The sequence below is a fragment of the Nocardioides sp. NPDC051685 genome (genome assembly GCF_044453405.1).
Taxonomy (GTDB): Bacteria; Actinomycetota; Actinomycetes; order Propionibacteriales; family Nocardioidaceae; genus Nocardioides.
This window is the reverse complement of the sequence record NZ_JBITCR010000006.1, coordinates 292,830-310,785: the sequence shown is the minus strand read 5'-3', so window position 1 is coordinate 310,785 and position 17,956 is coordinate 292,830. Positions and strand designations below refer to the sequence as shown.

Annotated in this window: 16 protein-coding genes; 13 read left to right on the top strand and 3 right to left on the bottom strand. The window is 70.2% G+C overall.

Going from position 1 to position 17,956, the window contains the following annotated elements; all coding sequences use genetic code 11:
* Nucleotides 1-13: 13 nt before the first annotated feature.
* On the bottom strand, nt 14-736 hold the full coding sequence (locus ACIA03_RS19475; protein WP_396985492.1) for a hypothetical protein: 723 nt from the start codon (nt 734-736) through the stop codon (nt 14-16).
* A 293-nt stretch (nt 737-1,029) separates the two neighbouring features.
* Here ACIA03_RS19475 and ACIA03_RS19470 point away from each other — a divergent pair, with 293 nt between their 5' ends.
* The 8 genes from ACIA03_RS19470 to ACIA03_RS19435 all read left to right on the top strand — a co-directional run bounded on the left by ACIA03_RS19470 (nt 1,030) and on the right by ACIA03_RS19435 (nt 11,253).
* Entirely contained in the window at nt 1,030-3,618 is a 2,589-nt protein-coding gene (locus ACIA03_RS19470; protein ID WP_396985490.1) for a sigma-70 family RNA polymerase sigma factor, read from the top strand.
* Between the two features lie 86 nt (nt 3,619-3,704).
* Nucleotides 3,705-4,988: a 3-phosphoshikimate 1-carboxyvinyltransferase gene (gene aroA, locus ACIA03_RS19465; RefSeq protein ID WP_396985488.1), complete on the top strand. Its 1,284-nt coding sequence runs from the start codon at nt 3,705-3,707 to the stop codon at nt 4,986-4,988.
* A 7-nt stretch (nt 4,989-4,995) separates the two neighbouring features.
* Nucleotides 4,996-6,009: a ribosome small subunit-dependent GTPase A gene (rsgA, locus tag ACIA03_RS19460; RefSeq protein WP_396985486.1), complete on the top strand. Its 1,014-nt coding sequence runs from the start codon at nt 4,996-4,998 to the stop codon at nt 6,007-6,009.
* Between the two features lie 98 nt (nt 6,010-6,107).
* The gene (locus ACIA03_RS19455) at nt 6,108-6,980 is read left to right on the top strand and encodes an inositol monophosphatase family protein (RefSeq protein ID WP_396985484.1); all 873 of its coding nucleotides are present in this window, start codon (nt 6,108-6,110) and stop codon (nt 6,978-6,980) included.
* A gap of 54 nt (nt 6,981-7,034) precedes the next feature.
* Nucleotides 7,035-7,469 carry a CBS domain-containing protein gene (locus ACIA03_RS19450; protein WP_396985482.1) on the top strand — a complete coding sequence of 145 codons (435 nt, stop codon included), beginning with the start codon at nt 7,035-7,037 and terminating at the stop codon, nt 7,467-7,469.
* Nucleotides 7,470-7,536: 67 nt separating this feature from the next.
* Nucleotides 7,537-8,238, top strand: coding sequence for a response regulator (locus ACIA03_RS19445; protein ID WP_396985480.1), 702 nt, complete (start codon nt 7,537-7,539; stop codon nt 8,236-8,238).
* Entirely contained in the window at nt 8,235-10,874 is a 2,640-nt protein-coding gene (locus ACIA03_RS19440) for a DUF4153 domain-containing protein (protein WP_396985478.1), read from the top strand. Before ACIA03_RS19445 ends, ACIA03_RS19440 begins: the two co-directional genes overlap by 4 nt.
* 4 nt (nt 10,875-10,878) lie before the next feature.
* A complete protein-coding gene (locus ACIA03_RS19435) occupies nt 10,879-11,253 on the top strand; it encodes an FKBP-type peptidyl-prolyl cis-trans isomerase (RefSeq protein ID WP_396985476.1) in 375 nt (124 codons plus the stop codon).
* Nucleotides 11,254-11,318: 65 nt separating this feature from the next.
* On the opposite strand, the gene ACIA03_RS19430 is transcribed toward ACIA03_RS19435, so the two are convergent.
* The gene (locus ACIA03_RS19430) at nt 11,319-11,561 is read right to left on the bottom strand and encodes an RNA-binding S4 domain-containing protein (RefSeq protein WP_396985475.1); all 243 of its coding nucleotides are present in this window, start codon (nt 11,559-11,561) and stop codon (nt 11,319-11,321) included.
* A gap of 176 nt (nt 11,562-11,737) precedes the next feature.
* The gene (locus ACIA03_RS19425) at nt 11,738-13,015 is read right to left on the bottom strand and encodes a DUF445 domain-containing protein (protein ID WP_396985473.1); all 1,278 of its coding nucleotides are present in this window, start codon (nt 13,013-13,015) and stop codon (nt 11,738-11,740) included.
* A gap of 250 nt (nt 13,016-13,265) precedes the next feature.
* On the opposite strand from ACIA03_RS19425, the gene ACIA03_RS19420 reads away from it, so the two are divergent.
* The 5 genes from ACIA03_RS19420 to ACIA03_RS19400 all read left to right on the top strand — a co-directional run bounded on the left by ACIA03_RS19420 (nt 13,266) and on the right by ACIA03_RS19400 (nt 17,933).
* Complete coding sequence (locus ACIA03_RS19420) at nt 13,266-13,565, top strand: hypothetical protein (protein ID WP_396985471.1); 300 nt, start codon at nt 13,266-13,268, stop codon at nt 13,563-13,565.
* A 163-nt stretch (nt 13,566-13,728) separates the two neighbouring features.
* Nucleotides 13,729-14,577 carry a nitrilase-related carbon-nitrogen hydrolase gene (locus ACIA03_RS19415; RefSeq protein ID WP_396985469.1) on the top strand — a complete coding sequence of 283 codons (849 nt, stop codon included), beginning with the start codon at nt 13,729-13,731 and terminating at the stop codon, nt 14,575-14,577.
* A 10-nt stretch (nt 14,578-14,587) separates the two neighbouring features.
* Nucleotides 14,588-16,021, top strand: a complete 1,434-nt coding sequence (gene hydA, locus ACIA03_RS19410) for a dihydropyrimidinase (RefSeq protein WP_396985466.1) — start codon at nt 14,588-14,590, stop codon at nt 16,019-16,021.
* Between the two features lie 4 nt (nt 16,022-16,025).
* Nucleotides 16,026-17,051, top strand: coding sequence for a TIGR03842 family LLM class F420-dependent oxidoreductase (locus ACIA03_RS19405; RefSeq protein WP_396985464.1), 1,026 nt, complete (start codon nt 16,026-16,028; stop codon nt 17,049-17,051).
* A gap of 3 nt (nt 17,052-17,054) precedes the next feature.
* The gene (locus ACIA03_RS19400; protein WP_396985462.1) at nt 17,055-17,933 is read left to right on the top strand and encodes an ABC transporter permease; all 879 of its coding nucleotides are present in this window, start codon (nt 17,055-17,057) and stop codon (nt 17,931-17,933) included.
* Nucleotides 17,934-17,956: the final 23 nt, after the last annotated feature.

Below are 17,956 nucleotides of genomic sequence, written 5' to 3'. Positions count from 1 at the left end.
CCGGGGTATTTGGTCAGGCTCCGCGGGCGAGCTCGTCGAGCAGGAAGCCCGCGGAGGTGTCGTTCTCCGGGAGCCCCTCGATCCAGATCCGGTCGGCGCTGTGCTCGACCATCCGCTTGAGGAGCCCGAGCCGCTTGACCAGGGTCTCGTCGCGCGGGGCGACCACAACCATGCGGCTGTGGCCGACCTGGCCGACGACGGCCGCGCCGGCGAAGACCGAGCGCGCGGTCTGGCCCAGCAACGACATCCGGCGAGCGGTGGCGATGCTGTCGGTCCTGCCTCCGGGCGGCCCCGGGAGATGGGCGTCGGTGACGACCAGGGCATGGCTGCGCGCCCGGGCATCGCGGTAGAGCTCGGAGATGCGCTCACGTACGTGCGCGAGGGTGGAGAGACCGGTGAGCGGGTCGGCACAGGAGATGGTGTGCAGGTAGCCGAGCGTCGCCTCGCTCCAGGCCACGGAGAGTGCGTGCACCTCGGCGAAGGCCGGGTCGCGGCTGTCGACGGTCTGCGTCGTCATCCGGAGGTCCTCGAGGCTCTCCCCGAGCGAAACACCGGTCTCGGCGAGGTCGTGACCGACCACCCAGCAGGCCTCGGCGACGTAGCTGCTCCGCTCGGCCAGCGCCTCGGCGACAGCCTCGAACCGGGGCGGCAGCGCCGCCCGCTGCTCCTCGGAGAGCTCCGTGGTCTCAGGCGGGGTGGACGCACGCGCACGCCTACCCCGGGAGAACAGCCGCACGACTCACCTCTTTCCTCGTGTTTCCTGGCGTTGCTGCGGTTCCTCGTTCGAAATCGTCGGGTGATGGATACAGTGGTGCGCGCGCTGGCCGACCGCGCGTGCACATGGACTTGACGCGCGAAATCGGCAAACATGACGCGATAGTGACCCGCCTTTTCCGGGTTTCTCGAAACTTGTTGTCCGATCCCGGGAAGGGGGCGTGACGTGCCGACCGCCGCAGTCGTTAGCACAGCGCATGTCTCCTGTTGGCGCAACCCGCGTCATACCTCGGTCCTTCTAACGTCTCTGGTGCTGTGAGCGAATCGACCCCCACCTCTCTTCCGACCCTCGACGCCCCCGGCGACGCCGAGCTGATCACCGCTGTCCGCGGCGGTGACCTGGATGCGTACGGGACGCTGTTCGAGCGCCATGTCGAGGCCGCCCGCCGCCTCGCCCGGCAGCTGGTGTCGTCCGGAGATGTCGACGACCTCGTCTCCGAGGCGTTCGCCAAGGTGCTCAACGTGCTGCAGCGGGGCGGTGGTCCGGACCTGGCGTTCCGCGCCTACCTGCTGACGTCGCTGCGCCGGCTCCACGTCGACAAGATCCGCGCCGCCTCCAAGCTGACCACGACCGACGACCTGACGCCGTTCGACCCGGGCGTGCCCTTCGAGGACACCGCGGTGTCGGGCTTCGAGAACCAGGCCGCCGCGAAGGCGTTCCAGCAGCTCCCGGAGCGCTGGCAGCAGGTGCTGTGGCACACCGAGGTCGAGGGCCAGAAGCCGGCCGAGATCGCGCCGATGCTGGGTATGTCGGCCAACTCGGTCTCCGCGCTCGCCTACCGGGCTCGCGAGGGCCTCAAGCAGGCGTTCATCTCGATGCACGCGCAGGACGCCGGCGAGGAGGCCTGCGCGACCACGCGCGCCAACCTGGGTGCCTACATCCGCAACGGCCTCTCCAAGCGCGACGCCAAGAAGGTCGACGACCACCTGCAGGACTGCCGTCCGTGCACCGCGATCTACCTCGAGCTCACCGAGGTCAACTCCGGGATGGGTGCTTGGCTCGCTCCGGCCCTGCTCGGCACCGCGGGCGCGGGCTACCTCGCCGTCGGTGGTGGCGTCGCCGCCAAGGGTGGCGTGCTGCTCTTCTTCGGGCGGGTCAGGGACTGGGCGCTGGGCGACCCAGTGGGACGTACGGTCGCGGGTGGTGCCGGTGTCGCGGCCGCTGCCGCCGTGGTCGCCGGGTTCGCGCTCACCGGCGGTGACCCGGCCCCGAAGGAGCCGGCCGCCGACGAGCCTGCCGCCGAAGCGCCGGCCGACCCGGCTCCGGCCGCTCCGGCCGACCCGGCGGCGCCGCCCGCCGACAACCCCGCTGCTCCGCCAGCAGCGGCGCCTCCGGCCGACCAGCCGGCTGACCAGCCCGCGGACCAGCCAACCGACCAGCCGGCCGACCAGCCGCCCGCGCAGACGGAGCAGGCGCCGGTGATCACGACGCCTATCCCGGAGGTCGAGGTGTCCCCCGGCGGCAAGGCCGTCATCGACCTGACCCAGGGCGCGTCCGACGCCAACGACGACTCGCTCTCGGTCAAGGAGGCCAGCGTCCGCGCCCCCGCCCACGGCGCCGTCACCTTGGGCGGCACCTCGACCTCGGGCGGCGGCAAGGGAGGCCGCCCCAGCGGCGCGATCTTCGCCGGCCTGCGGATGGCCGGTGACCCCGTCACCACCGTGACTTACCAGGCCGACAAAGGCTGGCGAGGCACCGACACCATCGAGTACGTCCTCACCGACGGCAACGGCGGCGAGGTCGCCGGCACCGTGGACGTGACCACGCCCAACGCCGATCCCAAGGCCGTCGGCGACGCCGCGACCCTGACCAGGACTCCCGGGTCGAACGGCAACGGTCAGGGCAACAACGGCAACGGAAACGGCAACCAGCCGTCGACGGCGCAGGGCAGCATCGACGTACTCGCCAACGACACCGACGACAACGGCGACACCCTCGAGCTGCGCGAGATCGTCGAGCAGCCGGCGCACGGCACCGCCGAGATCGTCGACGGCAAGGTGGTCTACACCATGGACCCCGGCTACGACGGGGCCGGCGACACCTTCACCTATCGGATCTCGGACGGCCACGGCGGCGAGGACGTCGGTGCTGTGGAGGTGACCTTCGAGGAAGCTCCGAAGAACGACCCAAAAGTCGAGGTTAGCGCCACCCAGCAGGACGGCGGGTTCGGTGCGTCGTTCCTCGGTCTGTCCGGGTGGGCGAGCTATGTGGCCGCCACCGCAGAGGTCACCGGCCTCCCCGAGGCCACGGCCGGTCGGTCGACCAAGCTGGTGATCACGGTGACGGGCATGGAGCCGGCCTACCTCGGCTGGCAGGCCTGCGGCGACTTCGCTCCGCCGCCGTCGGGCAGCACCTACTCCTACGAGTGCGAGCTGGCAGGTGACGGCACAGCGGCACGGGTCAACTTCATCCCGAAGGCGGGCGAGACGTGGACCTTCGACGCCCGCATCGTGCCGGATGGTTACGAAGACAGCAACGCGAGCAACAATCACGGCAGCGTCTCCGGGTCCGCCGGCCAGGAGCCCACGCCGACTCCGACGCCCTCTCCCACCGAGACCCCGGACGTCCCTCAAGTGCCCACTCCGCCGACGACCCCTGACGTCCCGCAGGTGCCCGCGCCACCGACGACTCCGGACGTACCCCAGGTGCCGACCCCCTCGGACCTGCCCAGCGACCCGGGCACTCCGAGCGAAAGTCCCTCGCTGCCCGAAGACCCTGAGGAGCCCAGCGACAGCGCCGGCCCGGGCAACGTTCCCGACGACGAGCCCTCCGAGTCCGAGGCGAGCGCCCACACGGGGGCACTGACCTGGGAGGGTTTCCTGAAGGCGATCGGCATCGGCTGATCCCACACCGGCTCACCGCGCGTCCGTCGGCCTCGGCCGGCGGACGCGCTGCGGTTTTCGCAGGTCGTAGCCACTAAGGTTGAGGCGTGACTACGACGACCGACCGTGCCGCAGACATCGCCGACCCCTGGCCGGCGCCCCGAGCGCGCGGGCCGGTCACGGCGACGGTGTCGCTGCCCGGGAGCAAGTCGCTCACCAACCGGGCGCTGCTGCTGGCCTCGATCGCCGACGGGCCCAGCGTCGTACGTCGTGCGCTGCGGTCCCGCGACACGCTGCTGATGGCGGCAGCGCTGACGTCGTTGGGCTCGCGGGTGGACACCTCGGGCGACGACTGGGTCGTCACGCCGGGTGCCTTCGGCACCGATGCCGACGTCGACTGCGGGCTGGCGGGGACGGTGATGCGGTTCGTACCTCCGGTGGCTGCGCTCTCCACCGGCACGGTCGCCTTCGACGGTGACCCGCACATGCGCAACCGGCCGGTCGGCGAGGTGCTGCGGGCGCTTCGCGATCTCGGCGTGGACATCGAGGGCGACGGGCTGCCGTTCACCATCCGCGGCGCCGGTGCGGTGCCCGGCGGGACCGTGGTGGTCGACGCGTCGGCCTCGAGCCAGTTCATCAGCGCGCTGCTGCTGGCGGGTGCCCGCTACGAGCAGGGGGTGGACGTACGCCATGACGGCAAGCCGGTGCCCTCCCTCCCCCACATCGACATGACCGTCGCGATGCTGCGTGAGCACGGCGTCGCGGTCGACGACTCGGACGCCAACCGCTGGACCGTGGCGCCGGGGCCGATCAGGGCGCTCGACCGCACCATCGAGCCGGACCTGTCCAACGCGGCTCCGTTCCTGGCGCTGGCGGCGGTCTCTGGTGGGACGGTGACGGTCCGCGACTGGCCGGAGGCCACCGACCAGCCGGGCGACCAGCTGCGCGAGGTGCTCTCGCTGATGGGCTGCGAGGTTCGGGTGGGCGACGACGGGCTCACCGTGACCGGGCCCGAGCGGCTCACCGGGATCGACCTGGACATGCACGACATCGGCGAGCTCACCCCGGCGGTCGCAGCGCTCTGCGCCCTGGCGGAGACACCCTCGCACCTGACCGGCATCGGCCACATCCGTGGCCACGAGACCGACCGCCTCGCCGCGCTCGCCCGTGAGCTGGGGGCGCTCGGGGCCGACGTCACCGAGCATCCCGACGGGCTGACGATCCGCCCGGCGACGCTGCACGGCGGCGTGTTCCACACCTACGCCGACCACCGGATGGCTCATGCCGGCGTGATCATCGGGGCTGCCGTCGAGGACGTCCTGGTCGAGAACATCACCACCACCTCGAAGACCTTCACCGACTTCGCGCCCTTCTGGGCTGGTCTCTTCTGAGCATCTGATGGCGAAGGCACAGCGTCGCTACGGCACCGAGGACGTCGAGCACTACGACCGTCCCCGGCGCCACACCCGGCCACGGACCAAGGACCGGCCCAGCTATGACGACGCGGATCTCGGCCGGGTGATCACGGTCGACCGTGGCCGGTTCACGCTGGTCATGGACGAGGCCCCCGAGGTCGAGGTGTGGGCGGTCAAGGCCCGCCCGCTCGGCCGCAAGGGCGTCGTGGTGGGCGACCGGGTCAAGGTCGTCGGCGACACCTCGGGCGCGGAGGGCGCACTGGCCCGGATCGTCGAGCTCGAGCCCCGGGAGACGGTGCTGCGGCGTACGGCCGATGACGACGACCCCGTCGAGCGGGTCGTGGTCGCCAACGCCGACCAGCTGGTGATCGTGACCGCGATCGCCGACCCCGAGCCGCGCACCGGATTCATCGACCGCGCGCTGGTGGCCGCCTACGAGGCGGGCATCGATCCGCTGCTGTGCATCACCAAGGCCGACCTGGCCGACCCGGAGTCGCTGGTCTCGGTCTACCGGTCGCTGGGGGTGCCGTGGGTGGTGACCCAGCGGGGCGGCGACATGAGCGCGCTGCAGGCAGAGCTCGAAGGGCGTACGTCGGTGCTCCTCGGCCACAGCGGCGTGGGCAAGTCGACGCTGGTCAACGCCATCGTTCCCGATGCCGGGCGCGAGGTGGGGCACGTCAACGCGGTCACCGGACGAGGACGGCACACCTCCACCTCGGCCCTGATGCTGAGGCTTCCCGACGACGCCGGATGGATCGTGGACACCCCGGGGATCCGTACGTTCGGGCTGGCCCACGTCGAGCCCGAACGGCTCATCGTCTCCTTCCCCGATCTGCAGGAGGCGACGGCCGAGTGCCCGCGCGGCTGCACTCACGCCGCGGAGGAGCCCGAGTGCGGTCTGGACGCGGCCGTCGAGGCCGGCGACCTCGATCCCGAACGGGTCGCCTCGTTCCGTCGGCTGCTCGAGGCGCGGTCGGTGCCGGCGTACTCGCTCTGACCTGGGGCGACTTCCCATGCCCCGGCCGGTGTTTTCGTGGGCAACCGGTTACCAGGGGAGGGTTCGCTCCGGAGCCGTAGCCACTAGAGTGATCCCTCGTGGCGAGCACTCCTGACTACAACGACGACCTGCGGCTGGCGCACCTGCTGGCCGACGACGCCGACTCGCTGTCGACGTCGCGGTTCAAGGCGCTCGACCTGCATGTCATGACCAAGCCCGACCTCACCCCGGTCTCGGACGCGGACAAGGCCGTCGAGGAGTCGATCCGGCGCACGCTCTCCCGCGCGCGCACGCGGGACGCGATCACCGGCGAGGAGTCGGGTTCGTCCGGCTCCTCCAGCCGGCGCTGGATCGTGGACCCGATCGACGGCACGAAGAACTTCGTGCGCGGCGTGCCGGTCTGGGCGACGCTGATCGCGCTCGCCGTCGACAACGAGGTCGTGATGTCGGTCGTCTCCGCGCCTCAGCTCGGACGACGCTGGTGGGCGGCGAAGGGGCAGGGCGCCCACACCGGCAAGTCGCTGATGAAGTCGACGCGGTGCCAGGTCTCGGACGTACGTCGCCTGGAGGACGCCTCCATGTCCTACTCCTCGCTGCACGGCTGGGAGGAGCGCGAGCGGCTCGAGGACTTCTTGGCGCTGATGCGCAGCTGCTGGCGCACCCGGGCCTACTCCGACTTCTGGTCCTACATGCTCGTCGCCGAGGGTGCGGTCGACATCGCGGTCGAGCCCGAGCTCGAGGTCTACGACATGGCCGCGCTGGACATCATCGTGCGCGAGGCCGGCGGGTCCTTCACGTCGCTGGCCGGAGACCCGGGGCCGTGGGGCGGCAACGCGCTGGCCACCAACGGGCACCTGCACGACGCGGTGCTCTCCTTCCTCGGCGGGCTGCCCGACGGCAGCAACGACGCCGACTGGCCGGCCGCACAGCCCGGGTCGGTCACGGCGTTCCGCCGTCCGGCCAGCGAGTAGGACCGTCACACCAGACCCTGGCGTGACGCCTGTCACAGCCGCTACCGTTGGTGCATGAAGATCGCGGACGTACTCACTCGCAAGGCGATCGCCGAGGTGGTCACGATCGCTTCAACCGCCACCGTGCGTGATCTGCTCGGTGTGCTCGCCGAGCACGGCATCGGGGCATGCGTCGTCAGCGGCGACGGCACCGAGGTCGCCGGCATCGTCTCCGAGCGCGACGTGGTGCGGCGTCTCCACGAGAACGATGCGCTGCTCGCCGCCGAGGTCTCCTCGATCATGACCACCGAGGTCGAGACCTGCGCCCCCGAGGCCACCATCGACGAGATCATGGGCATCATGACCAAGCGCCGGATCCGGCACATGCCGGTCGTCTCCGCCGACGGTGGCCTGGTCGGCATCGTCAGCATCGGCGACCTGGTCAAGCACCGCATCGACCAGCTCGCCTTCGAGCGGGACCAGCTCGAGGCGTACGTCCACCAGACGTAGAGGTTCTTCACAGGACCTGCACAACTTCTGCAGCCTTTCCGGCGACTCGGACTTCTAGCCTGAGCATGTGCCAGAACAACTGACCGTCGCCCGCCGGGTCCTCGTCGTCGAGGACGAGCCGGTCATCAACCAGGCCGTCTCGGACCGTCTCGCGGCGGAGGGGTACGACGTCGTGCGGGCGTGGGACGGCCCCGGAGCCGTCTCCTGCTTCGAGGAGACCTCGCCCGACCTGGTCATCCTCGACGTGATGCTGCCCGGCTACGACGGCCTGGAGGTGTGCCGCCGGATCCAGGCCGTACGTCCCGTGCCGGTGCTCATGCTCACCGCCCGTGTCGACGAGGCCGATGTCCTGGTCGGGCTCGGGGTCGGGGCCGACGACTACCTCACCAAGCCGTTCCGTGCCCGCGAGCTGGTCGCCCGGGTCAACGCGCTCCTGCGGCGGGTGGAGCGGGCGGCCGAGCTGGCCGGGTCGCCGCGGCGTACGGCCGAGATCGGGGGGCTGCGGATGGATCCGGCCGCCCGGCGGGTGTGGGTCGACGGGTCCGAGGTCCGGCTGACCCCGACCGAGTTCGACCTGCTGGTCTGCCTGGCGGCCGATCCGGGGGCCGTGGTCACCCGTGAGCGTCTGCTCGCCGAGGTCTGGGGCTGGAACGACGCCTCGGGGACCCGCACCGTCGACAGCCACGTGAAGGGGCTGCGGGCCAAGATCGGGTCCGCGCGGGTGCGGACCGTGCACGGCGTCGGCTATGCCCTGGAGGCCGGCGAATGACGCCGCTGGAACGGGTCTCCTCGATCAAGGTCAAGCTCGGTCTCCTGGTCGCCGCGAGCGCTCTGGTGGCGGCCGTCGTCGCCTCCCTCGGGCGGGTAGCCGGGGTCTCGCCGTGGATCTCGATCCCGGTCACGATCGGGATCGCGCTCGCGGTCACCCAGCTGCTGGCGGCCGGGATGACCTCGCCGCTGCGGCAGATGACCCTTGCCGCACGGCGGATGGCGCGGGGCGACTACTCGGTCTCGGTGCCGGCGGTCGGGGCCGATGAGGTCGGTCAGCTGGGCCGCGCGTTCAACACCATGGCCAGCGACCTCGGCGCGGTCGACCGCCAGCGCCGCGATCTGGTCGCCAACGTCTCCCACGAGCTGCGTACGCCACTGGCTGCTCTCACCGTCGTGCTGGAGAACCTCGTGGACGGTGTCGGCTCCGAGCCCGCAGCGCTCCAGACCGCGCTCGGCCAGGCCGAGCGGCTGAGCCGGCTCGTCGAGGACCTGCTCGACCTGGCGCGCGTCGACGCCGGCAAGGCGCCGCTCAGCACCGCCTCGGTCGACCTCGGCCCGCTGCTGGAGGCCTGTGTGGCGGAGGTTCGGGCCAACGGGCGCCCGGTCTCCTACGAGATCGACGTCCCGGTCTCTCTTGTCGTCGACGCCGACGCCGATCGGCTCAGCCAGCTCGTCGTGAACCTGCTCGACAACGCCTCCCGGCACAGCCCCCGCGGCGGCGTCGTGACCGTGCGCGCCGGGCTCGACGAGCCTGACGGCTACCACCTCGAGGTCCTCGACTCCGGGCCAGGTGTCCCGGTCGCCGACCGGGGTCGCGTCTTCGAGCCGTTCGGCACGCTCAGCGCCTCCGGCGAGGGCGGTGGCACCGGGCTCGGGCTCGCCATCGCCCGGTGGGTCACCGACCTGCACGGCGGCTCCATCGCGTTCCTCGACCCGTTTCCGGGGGCTGCTGCTGGTGCCCGGGTGCGCGTCGACCTTCCGCTGCGGCCCCCCGCACGCACCGTTGCCAGTCATCTCACCCCCACCCACGAGGAGAGCCAGATGCCCACCACCACTCCCCCGGCGGCCGAACCCGCCGAGCCCGCGAAACCGGCCGAGCCGGTCGCTCCCACGACCACCCCGGCCGACGCCAAGGCCGCCGACGCCACCCCGTCGGTTCTCGACGACATCTTCGGCACCTACTGGCCCGACTCCGGTGTCGTGGGCAGGTTCGGGCTCTTCATCGGTGCCGTGGTCGCCGGCCTGCTCGGCGGCCTCCTGATCCCTGATCGCAACGCCGGGCTCGGAACGGTCGTCGTCATGCTCGCCGCCGGAGGGGTCGTGATGATGGCGGGCAAGGAGCGCCGTGGCTGGTTCCCGATCGTCTGCTACGTGCTGTTCACGCTGCTCTCCGCGGTCGCGGTGCTGCGCGACGCCGAATGGATCGTCGCGTTGTGCCTGCTCACGGCGGTCGCGGTGCTCCTGTGCGCCTCGACCCGGGCGAAGACACTGCTCGGCATCATGCTGACCGGGATCTCCTGGCCGCTGGCCGGGCTGCGCGGGATCCCGTGGCTGGGACGTACGCTCACCAGCGTCTCCGGCAAGGGTCACGGGGCGGCGGTCGCCCGCACCACGGTGCTCTCGCTGCTCGGTCTGGTGATCTTCGGGCTCCTGTTCACCACCGCCGACGCGGTGCTGGGCAGCTGGGTCGACAAGTTCGTGCCGGACGTACGCCCCGACACCTTCGCTGCTCGGATCTTCATGACCGTCTTCGTCTTCGGGGTGGTGCTGGCCGCGGCGTACCTGGCCGTGAACCCGCCACGGATCGACCGCGACGAGCGTACGTCCCAGCCCGTCGCCAACCGCTACGAATGGCTGGCCCCGGTCGGTGTCGTCGTGGCTGTCTTCGCCGCGTTCCTGGTCGCGCAGGCGACCGCCGTCTTCGGCGGCGAGGACTATCTGCGGAAGACCACGGGGCTGACCTACGCCGAGTACGTCCACCAGGGGTTCGGCCAGCTCACCGTCGCGACCGCCCTCACCCTGCTGGTGATCTGGGCGGCGGCGCGGAAGGCGCCGGTGCAGACCGCCGCCGACCGGCTGTGGCTGCGGGTCGCGCTCGGGCTGCTGGCCGCCGAGGCCCTGGTCGTCGTCGGGTCGGCGTTGTATCGGATGCACCTCTACCAGGAGGCGTACGGCTTCACGCAGCTCCGGATGCTCGTCGATGTCTTCGAGGCCTGGCTGGGTCTGCTGGTGATCGCCGGGCTGGTCGCCGCGGTGACCGGCACCGCGATCGGCGGCGGGCTCTGGCTCGGCCGGTTCGCGCTGGTCAGCGGGGCGGTCGCCCTGCTCGGGATCGCCGCGATCAACCCCGACGCGTGGATCGCCGAGCACAACGTCTCGCGCTACGAGGAGACCGGGAAGATCGACACCGACTTCCTCCGCGGGCTCTCCGACGACGCCGTGCCTGCTCTGGAGGAGCTCCCGGACGACCTTCGCCGATGCGTGCTCGGTCCCAACGACCGCGAGGGCGACTGGCTCGAGTGGAACCTCGGCCGGCAGCGAGCCGACGGCCTGACCCCTGGTTACAACCCACCGATCGGCTCCGAGGCCGACCCGGCCGCGGTGTGCCCGAACGAGTCTCGATACATAGACTGACGTCATGAGCCAGAAGCCAGAGATCGACTTCGTCGACCCCACCCCTCCGACCGACCTCGTCATCAAGGACATCACCATCGGTGACGGCGAGGAGGCCACCGAGCGCGACCGGGTCTCGGTCCAGTACGTCGGCGTGGCGCTGTCCACCGGCGAGGAGTTCGACGCGTCCTACAACCGCGGCGAGCCGCTCGACTTCCGCGTCGGCATCGGCCAGGTCATCCAGGGCTGGGACCAGGGCATCCTCGGCATGAAGGTCGGCGGCCGCCGCCAGCTCGTCATCCCACCCCACCTGGGCTACGGCGACCGCGGCGCCGGCGGCGCGATCAAGCCCGGCGAGACCCTGATCTTCGTCTGCGACCTGGTCAAGGTCGAGAAGTAAGCAGTTCGTACGCAGCGAGGCGGTGACCCTTCCGGGTCACCGCCTCGCTCCCATTTCCGCCAGGTCTACCAGGGGACGTCGAAGTCGGCGTCGTCGGCGACGCGGGCCGCCTGGCCCGCGTACTCGACGACGTCGCCGACCCTGAGCTGACGCCCGCGGCGGAGCTCGATCTCACCGTTGACCTTCACCTCGCCCGCGGTGATCGCCGGGCGCGCCTCGGAGCCGGTCTCGATCAGGTTGGCCAGCTTCAGGAACTGACCGAGCCGGATTATCTCGTCGGTGATGGGTACGTCGAAGGGCTCACTCACCCCGCCATCCTCCCCCGCGCCGAGGCGTCAGGTAAATCGGTCGGGGCGTCACCCGCGTCGGTCGACACGTCACTGCGGTCGGCCGAGTTGGCACGCGGTGACGTCTCGGCCGACGTACCTGACGTCTCGGCCGACGTACCTGACGCCTCGGCCGACGTACCTGACGCCTCGGCGGGTCAGGCCATCAGGACGGCGACGGTGTGGATGATGACGCCGACGAGGCCACCGACGATGGTGCCGTTGATGCGGATGAACTGCAGGTCGCGGCCGACGAAGAGCTCGATACGGCGGGCGGCCTGCTTGCCGTCCCAGCGCTGGATGGTGTGGGTGATGACGGTGGTCGCCTCGCGGCCGTAGCGCTTGACGACGTAGACGGCCACGTCGGAGGCGAGGGCGTCGTAGCGGCGCTGGAGGGTCTCGTCGAGGACGACCTTCTGGGCGTAGCGGACGACTTCGTCCAGGGCGCGGCGGCGGACGACGCCGTCGGGGTCGCGCAGGGACGTGGTCAGCGCACGTCGCAGGGCGTCCCAGATCGAGATGGCGGTGTTGATCACGCCGGGGTGGTCGAGCACGCGCTCCTTGAGCCGCTCGGCGCGTTCCATGGTCGCCTCGTCGTGCTGCAGGTTGTCGGCGAGGTCGGCGAGCATGGTGTCGATCGCCTTGCGGGCGCGGTGCTCGGGGTCGTCGCGGATGTCGGCGATCCAGCGGACCAGCTCGACGTGGATGCGGGCGGTCACCGGCTCGCGCAGCACCTGCGGGGTCCACCACGGCGCCCGCTCCCCGAGCACCTCGGTGACGATCTCCTCGTTCTCCTCGAGCCAGCCGTGCAGCTCGACCAGGGCCAGGTCGACCAGCCCGTGGTGTACGCCGTCGTCCAGCGCCGCCTGCAGGGTGCCGCCGAGGAGCGGTGCGATCTGCTCCTCGCGCAGGCGGGGTACGAACCCGTCCTGGATGATCTCGACGATGTGCCGGTTGTTGATCCGGGACAGCCCGTCGGCAACCACGGTGGAGACCTCGTCGACGACCCGCTTGGCGTTGGGCTCCTCGGAGAGCCACAGCGCGAGCCGCAGCGACGGCATCGCGACGCCGAGGCGCTCACGGATGGTCTCCTCCTGCAGGAAGTTGTCCTGGACGAACTCCTCCAGGCTGGCTCCCAGCTCGTCCTTCCGCTTCGGGATGAGCGCGGTGTGCGGCACCGGCAGCCCCAGCGGGTGACGGAACAGCGCGGTGACCGCGAACCAGTCGGCCATCGCACCGACCATCGACGCCTCGGCCCCGGCGTTCACGAACCCCCAGAACCCGTCCATCCGAAGGGTCAGCAGATAGACGATCGCGGCCACGACCAGGAGGCCGGTGGCGACGATGCGCATGCGGCGCAGTGCCTGGCGACGTACGACATCGGCCTCGGTCTCGACCATCAGACCGCCGATCCCGGCGCCCCCAGGAGAACTCATGGGCTCAATTGTGCCGGGTCGCCCCACGCGACGGCGACTGCAACACCAGGACCCTGGTTTCTATAGGTTACTCACGGGTCGGCCCACAGGTGGGTTACAAAGCGCCCAAGGGCGTCACCGATCCCTTCCCCTGCTCGTTGGAGTGGGCGAGAGTGCCTCGGGGGAGGCACACGTCCCACCGAGGAGATACATGTCGTCGCACAACGCGGACGGTGTGGGGTCGCATCTGTTCGACTCGTCGAGGAGCGCTATGTCGTTGACCACCGCCGCCAAGGTGGAGGTTCTCAGCGTCCTCGTCCGCGCCGGCCGGGAGGCCCGCGCGCCGCTCACCCCGCACGACTGCAACACCGTGGTCGAGACCAGCGCCCATCTCGCCGAGATCGCGCCCACCCTTGCAGAGCGCACGCCCGGCGAGCGCGCCCGCGCGACCCGCTCCGCGATGGAGCTGTTCCTCTCCGTCGACTGCCCGCAGCTCGCGCCCGAACTCCGCGAGGAGCTCGCCAGAGCGGTCGAGCACGTTGTCGTACGTCATCCGGCGAGCGCCAGGTAAGCCAGAAAAGTTTCAGGCAGGAGATAGTTTCAAACAAAATTGCCGTCGCGGCCCCACGGGCCTCGGCGGCATGTTTGTATTTAACGGGTAACCCGGAGGAAACGAATCCCAGGAACGATTGCGGACTCGTAGCGCCGCGGGTTCACGACCGGGAGGTAGTTGCATGACCATCGTCAGAGCCGCAATCAGCCAGACCACCTGGACCGGGGACAAGGCCTCCATGCTGGACAAGCACGAGGGCTTCGCGCGCGACGCCGCCGCGCAGAGTGCCCAGGTGATGTGCTTCCAGGAGCTCTTCTACGGGCCTTACTTCGGGATCACCCAGGACAAGAAGTACTACCGCTACGCCGAGCCTGCTGACGGACCCATCGTGCAGCGCTTCGCGAGCCTGGCCAAGGAGCTGGGCATGGTGATGGTGCTGCCGATCTACGAAGAGGCCGACACCGGGATCTACTACAACACCGCCGTGCTGGTCGACGCCGACGGCACGATCCTCGGCAAGTACCGGAAGAACCATCTGCCGCACGTGGAGAAGTTCTGGGAGAAGTTCTACTTCCGCCCCGGCAACCTCGGCTACCCGGTCTTCGAGTCCGCGGTCGGCAAGGTGGGGATGTACATCTGCTACGACCGCCACTTCCCCGAGGGCTGGCGCGAGCTCGGGCTCAACGGGGCCCACATGGTCTTCAACCCCAACGCCACCAAGCCCGGGCTCTCCAACCGACTGTGGGAGATCGAGCAGCCGGCCGCGGCGGTCGCCAACGGCTACTTCGTGCTCGCGCCCAACCGGGTCGGCTTGGAGGACAACGAGTACGGCGCGGAGGCGGTCAACTTCTACGGGAAGTCGCAGGTGGTCGACCCCCGCGGCAACTACGTGGGCGAGCTCGGCTCGGGCGAGAAGGAGGAGCTGCTCGTACGCGATCTGGACATGAACATGGTCCAGGAGATGCGCGACGACTGGCAGTTCTACCGCGACCGGCGACCCGATTCGTACACCGCCATCCCCCGGCCCTGAGGAGGCCCGCATGACCACCACGCTCATCACGGGCGGCACGGTCGTCTCCGCGACCGGGCGCACGCAGGCCGACGTGCTCGTCGACGGCGAGAAGATCGTCGCGCTCATCTCGCCCGGCGCCAGCCCCTTCGGCACGATCGACGCCGACGTCACCATCGACGCGACCGGGAAGTACGTCATCCCCGGCGGCGTCGACGCCCACACCCACATGCAGCTGCCGTTCGGCGGCACCAACGCCTCCGACACCTTCGAGACCGGCACCCGGGCCGCGGCCTGGGGCGGCACCACGACGATCATCGACTTCGCGGTGCAGCGCTACGGCGAACGCGTACAGGACGGGTTGGCGCACTGGCACGAGCTGGCCGCCGGCAACTGTGCCATCGACTACGGGTTCCACCAGATCATCGGCGGGGTCGACGACGACGCGCTCAAGGCGATGGACACCCTCGTGGACGAGGGGATCACCTCCTACAAGCTGTTCATGGCCTACCCGGGCGTCTTCTACTCCGATGACGCGCAGGTGCTGCGGGCGATGCAGAAGGCGACCGACCACGGGCTGCTGACGATGATGCACGCCGAGAACGGGCCGGCGATCGACGTGCTCGCCGCGCAGCTGGCGGAGTCCGGCAAGACCTCCCCCTACTACCACGGCATCGCACGCGCCTGGCAGATGGAGGAGGAGGCCACCCACCGGGCGATCATGCTCGCCGACGTGACCGGGGCGCCGCTCTACGTGGTGCACGTCAGCGCCAAGCAGGCCGTCGAGCAGCTCGCCGGCGCCCGGGACCGCGGCAAGAACGTCTTCGGCGAGACCTGCCCGCAGTACCTCTACCTCTCCCTCGAGGAGCAGCTCGGCGCGTCCTCGGAGGAGTGGGGTGACTTCGAGGGGGCCAAGTGGGTCTGCTCGACGCCGCTGCGCTCGCGCGCGGAGGGCCACCAGGATGCGATGTGGCAGGCGCTGCGTACGAACGACCTGCAGATGGTCTCGACCGATCACTGCCCCTTCTGCATGAAGGAGCAGAAGGAGCTCGGCAAGGACGACTTCCGGGCCATCCCCAACGGGATCGGCTCGATCGAGCACCGCGTCGACCTGCTCTACCAGGGTGTGGTGACCGGGCAGATCACCCTCGAACGGTGGGTGGAGCTGATCGCGACCACGCCGGCGCGGATGTTCGGACTCTACGGCCGCAAGGGCGTCATCGCGCCGGGAGCGGACGCCGACATCGTCGTCTACGACCCGGCCGGTCACACCTCCATCGGCATCGGGGAGGGCAAGACCCATCACATGAACATGGACCACTCCGCCTGGGAGGGCTACGAGATCGACGGGCATGTCGACGTGGTGCTCTCCCGCGGATCCGTGGTCGTCGCCGACGGCGAGTTCAAGGGCACCAAGAGCCACGGCAGCTATCTCAAGCGCGACCTCTCCCAGTACCTGGTGTGACGTGATGGACTTCGGTGTCGTCCTCCAGACCAACCCGCCCGCCTGGCGGGTCGTCTCCCTGGCGAAGCAGGCCGAGGCGTACGGCTTCGACTACGTGTGGACGTTCGACAGCCACCTGCTGTGGATGGAGCCGTACGTCATCTACAGCCAGATCCTCGCCGAGACCCACACCATCAAGGTCGGTCCGTTCGTGACCAACCCGGCGACCCGTGACTGGACGGTGACCGCGTCGGTCTTCGCGACCTTGAACGAGATGTACGGCAACCGCACCGTGTGCGGGATGGGCCGTGGCGACTCGGCGGTGCGGGTGCTGAACGGGAAGCCGTCGACGATCCGGGAGATGCGCGAGGCCACCCGGGTGATCCGCGAGCTGGCCAACCGGCGACCGGTCGAGATCAACGGCACCACGCTGCAGTTCCCGTGGGCAAAGCGCTCCGAGCTGGAGGTGTGGATCGCGGCCTACGGCCCGCTCGCGCTGAAGGCGGCCGGGGAGGTCGGCGACGGGTTCATCCTGCAGCTGGCCGACCCCGACATCACCGAGTGGATGATCGGGGCGGTCAAGAAGGCCGCCTCCGACGCGGGCCGGGACCCCGAGTCGCTGACCTTCTGCGTGGCTGCCCCTGCGTACGTCACCGACGGGTCGCCCGAGGCGCTGGATCATGCCCGCGAGCAGTGCCGGTGGTTCGGCGGCATGGTGGGCAACCACATCGCCGACATCGTTTCGAAGTACGGCAGCGGTGCCGTACCGCAGGCGCTCACCGACTACATCAAGAACCGCGAGGGCTACGACTACAACGAGCACGGGCGGGCCGGGAACACCCACACCCAGTTCGTGCCCGACGAGATCGTCGACCGGTTCTGCCTCCTCGGCTCGGTCGAGGAGCAGGTCGCCAAGCTCGAGCAGCTCAAAAGCCTCGGCGTCGACCAGTTCGCCGTCTACCTGCAGCACGACGCGATGGACCAGACCCTGGCGGCGTACGGCGATCTGGTGATCCCCCGGGTCAACCGGCCGGCGACGGCTAAGGCGTGACGGGTGGGCCGCATCGTCACCGGGGTCGCCCGGATGGTCGCCGGAGTGCTCGGGCTGGCCCTGGTGGTGGCACTGTGGGAGGGCTACAAGCAGTTCGGGCCCGAGTCGGGCTGGGGCATCGGGGAAGCGCGGATCCTGCCGCGGGCGACCGACCTGGCGATGCCGCACGTGTGGGAGATGGCCACGCGGCTCCTCGAGCCGGAGACCTCCGCCTCGACCTCGTCACCGCTGTGGCTGGTCGTCCTCCAGGCGGCCCTGGTGTCACTGGGGATCGCGTGTGTCGGGCTGCTCGTCGGCACCGTCGTCGGACTCGGGTTGGCGCTGGTCATGGACCGGTTCCGGCCCGCCGAGCACGGCCTGCTGCCGTGGATCGTGCTGTCCCAGACGGTGCCGCTGATCGCGTTCGCGCCGATGGTGAAGTCGTGGGGCTCGAACATCGCCATCGGCGCCTGGGAGTGGCCGGCGTGGATGTCGGTCGCCGTGATCGCCTCCTACCTCGCCTTCTTCCCGGTCGCCGTGGGAGCGCTGCGAGGACTCCAGTCACCGACGGTCCAGCAGCGCGAGCTCTTCGTGACGTACGACGCGGGCCACTGGGCCACGCTGCGCAAGGTCAAGCTGCCCGCTGCCGTGCCCTACCTGCTCTCCGCGCTGCGCCTGGCCGCGGCCGCCGCCGTGGTCGGAACGGTCGTGGCCGAGGGGTCGATCGCCTACATGGACGGCATCGGTCGCAAGCTGATCGGCTACGGCGGCCAGGCCTCCGGCGACCCCGCGAAGGCCTGGGCGCCGATCTTCGGCGCGGCCGTGCTGGGTCTGCTCGCCGCCGGAGTGGTCTGGCTCATCGGCGTCGCGCTGCGGCGCTATCGGCGGGGTGAGGCGACGTGATCGACGACGGAAAGGCCACCGTG

What these genes read in the sequence shown, in the direction of transcription:
- hydA (WP_396985466.1), top strand. Translation starts at nt 14,588, where the DNA reads ATGACCACCACGCTCATCACGGGCGGCACGGTCGTCTCCGCGACCGGG.
- rsgA (WP_396985486.1), top strand. Translation starts at nt 4,996, where the DNA reads ATGGCGAAGGCACAGCGTCGCTACGGCACCGAGGACGTCGAGCACTAC.
- ACIA03_RS19420 (WP_396985471.1), top strand. Translation starts at nt 13,266, where the DNA reads ATGTCGTTGACCACCGCCGCCAAGGTGGAGGTTCTCAGCGTCCTCGTC.
- ACIA03_RS19405 (WP_396985464.1), top strand. Translation starts at nt 16,026, where the DNA reads ATGGACTTCGGTGTCGTCCTCCAGACCAACCCGCCCGCCTGGCGGGTC.
- ACIA03_RS19415 (WP_396985469.1), top strand. Translation starts at nt 13,729, where the DNA reads ATGACCATCGTCAGAGCCGCAATCAGCCAGACCACCTGGACCGGGGAC.
- ACIA03_RS19425 (WP_396985473.1), bottom strand. Translation starts at nt 13,015, where the DNA reads ATGAGTTCTCCTGGGGGCGCCGGGATCGGCGGTCTGATGGTCGAGACC.
- ACIA03_RS19435 (WP_396985476.1), top strand. Translation starts at nt 10,879, where the DNA reads ATGAGCCAGAAGCCAGAGATCGACTTCGTCGACCCCACCCCTCCGACC.
- ACIA03_RS19440 (WP_396985478.1), top strand. Translation starts at nt 8,235, where the DNA reads ATGACGCCGCTGGAACGGGTCTCCTCGATCAAGGTCAAGCTCGGTCTC.
- ACIA03_RS19450 (WP_396985482.1), top strand. Translation starts at nt 7,035, where the DNA reads ATGAAGATCGCGGACGTACTCACTCGCAAGGCGATCGCCGAGGTGGTC.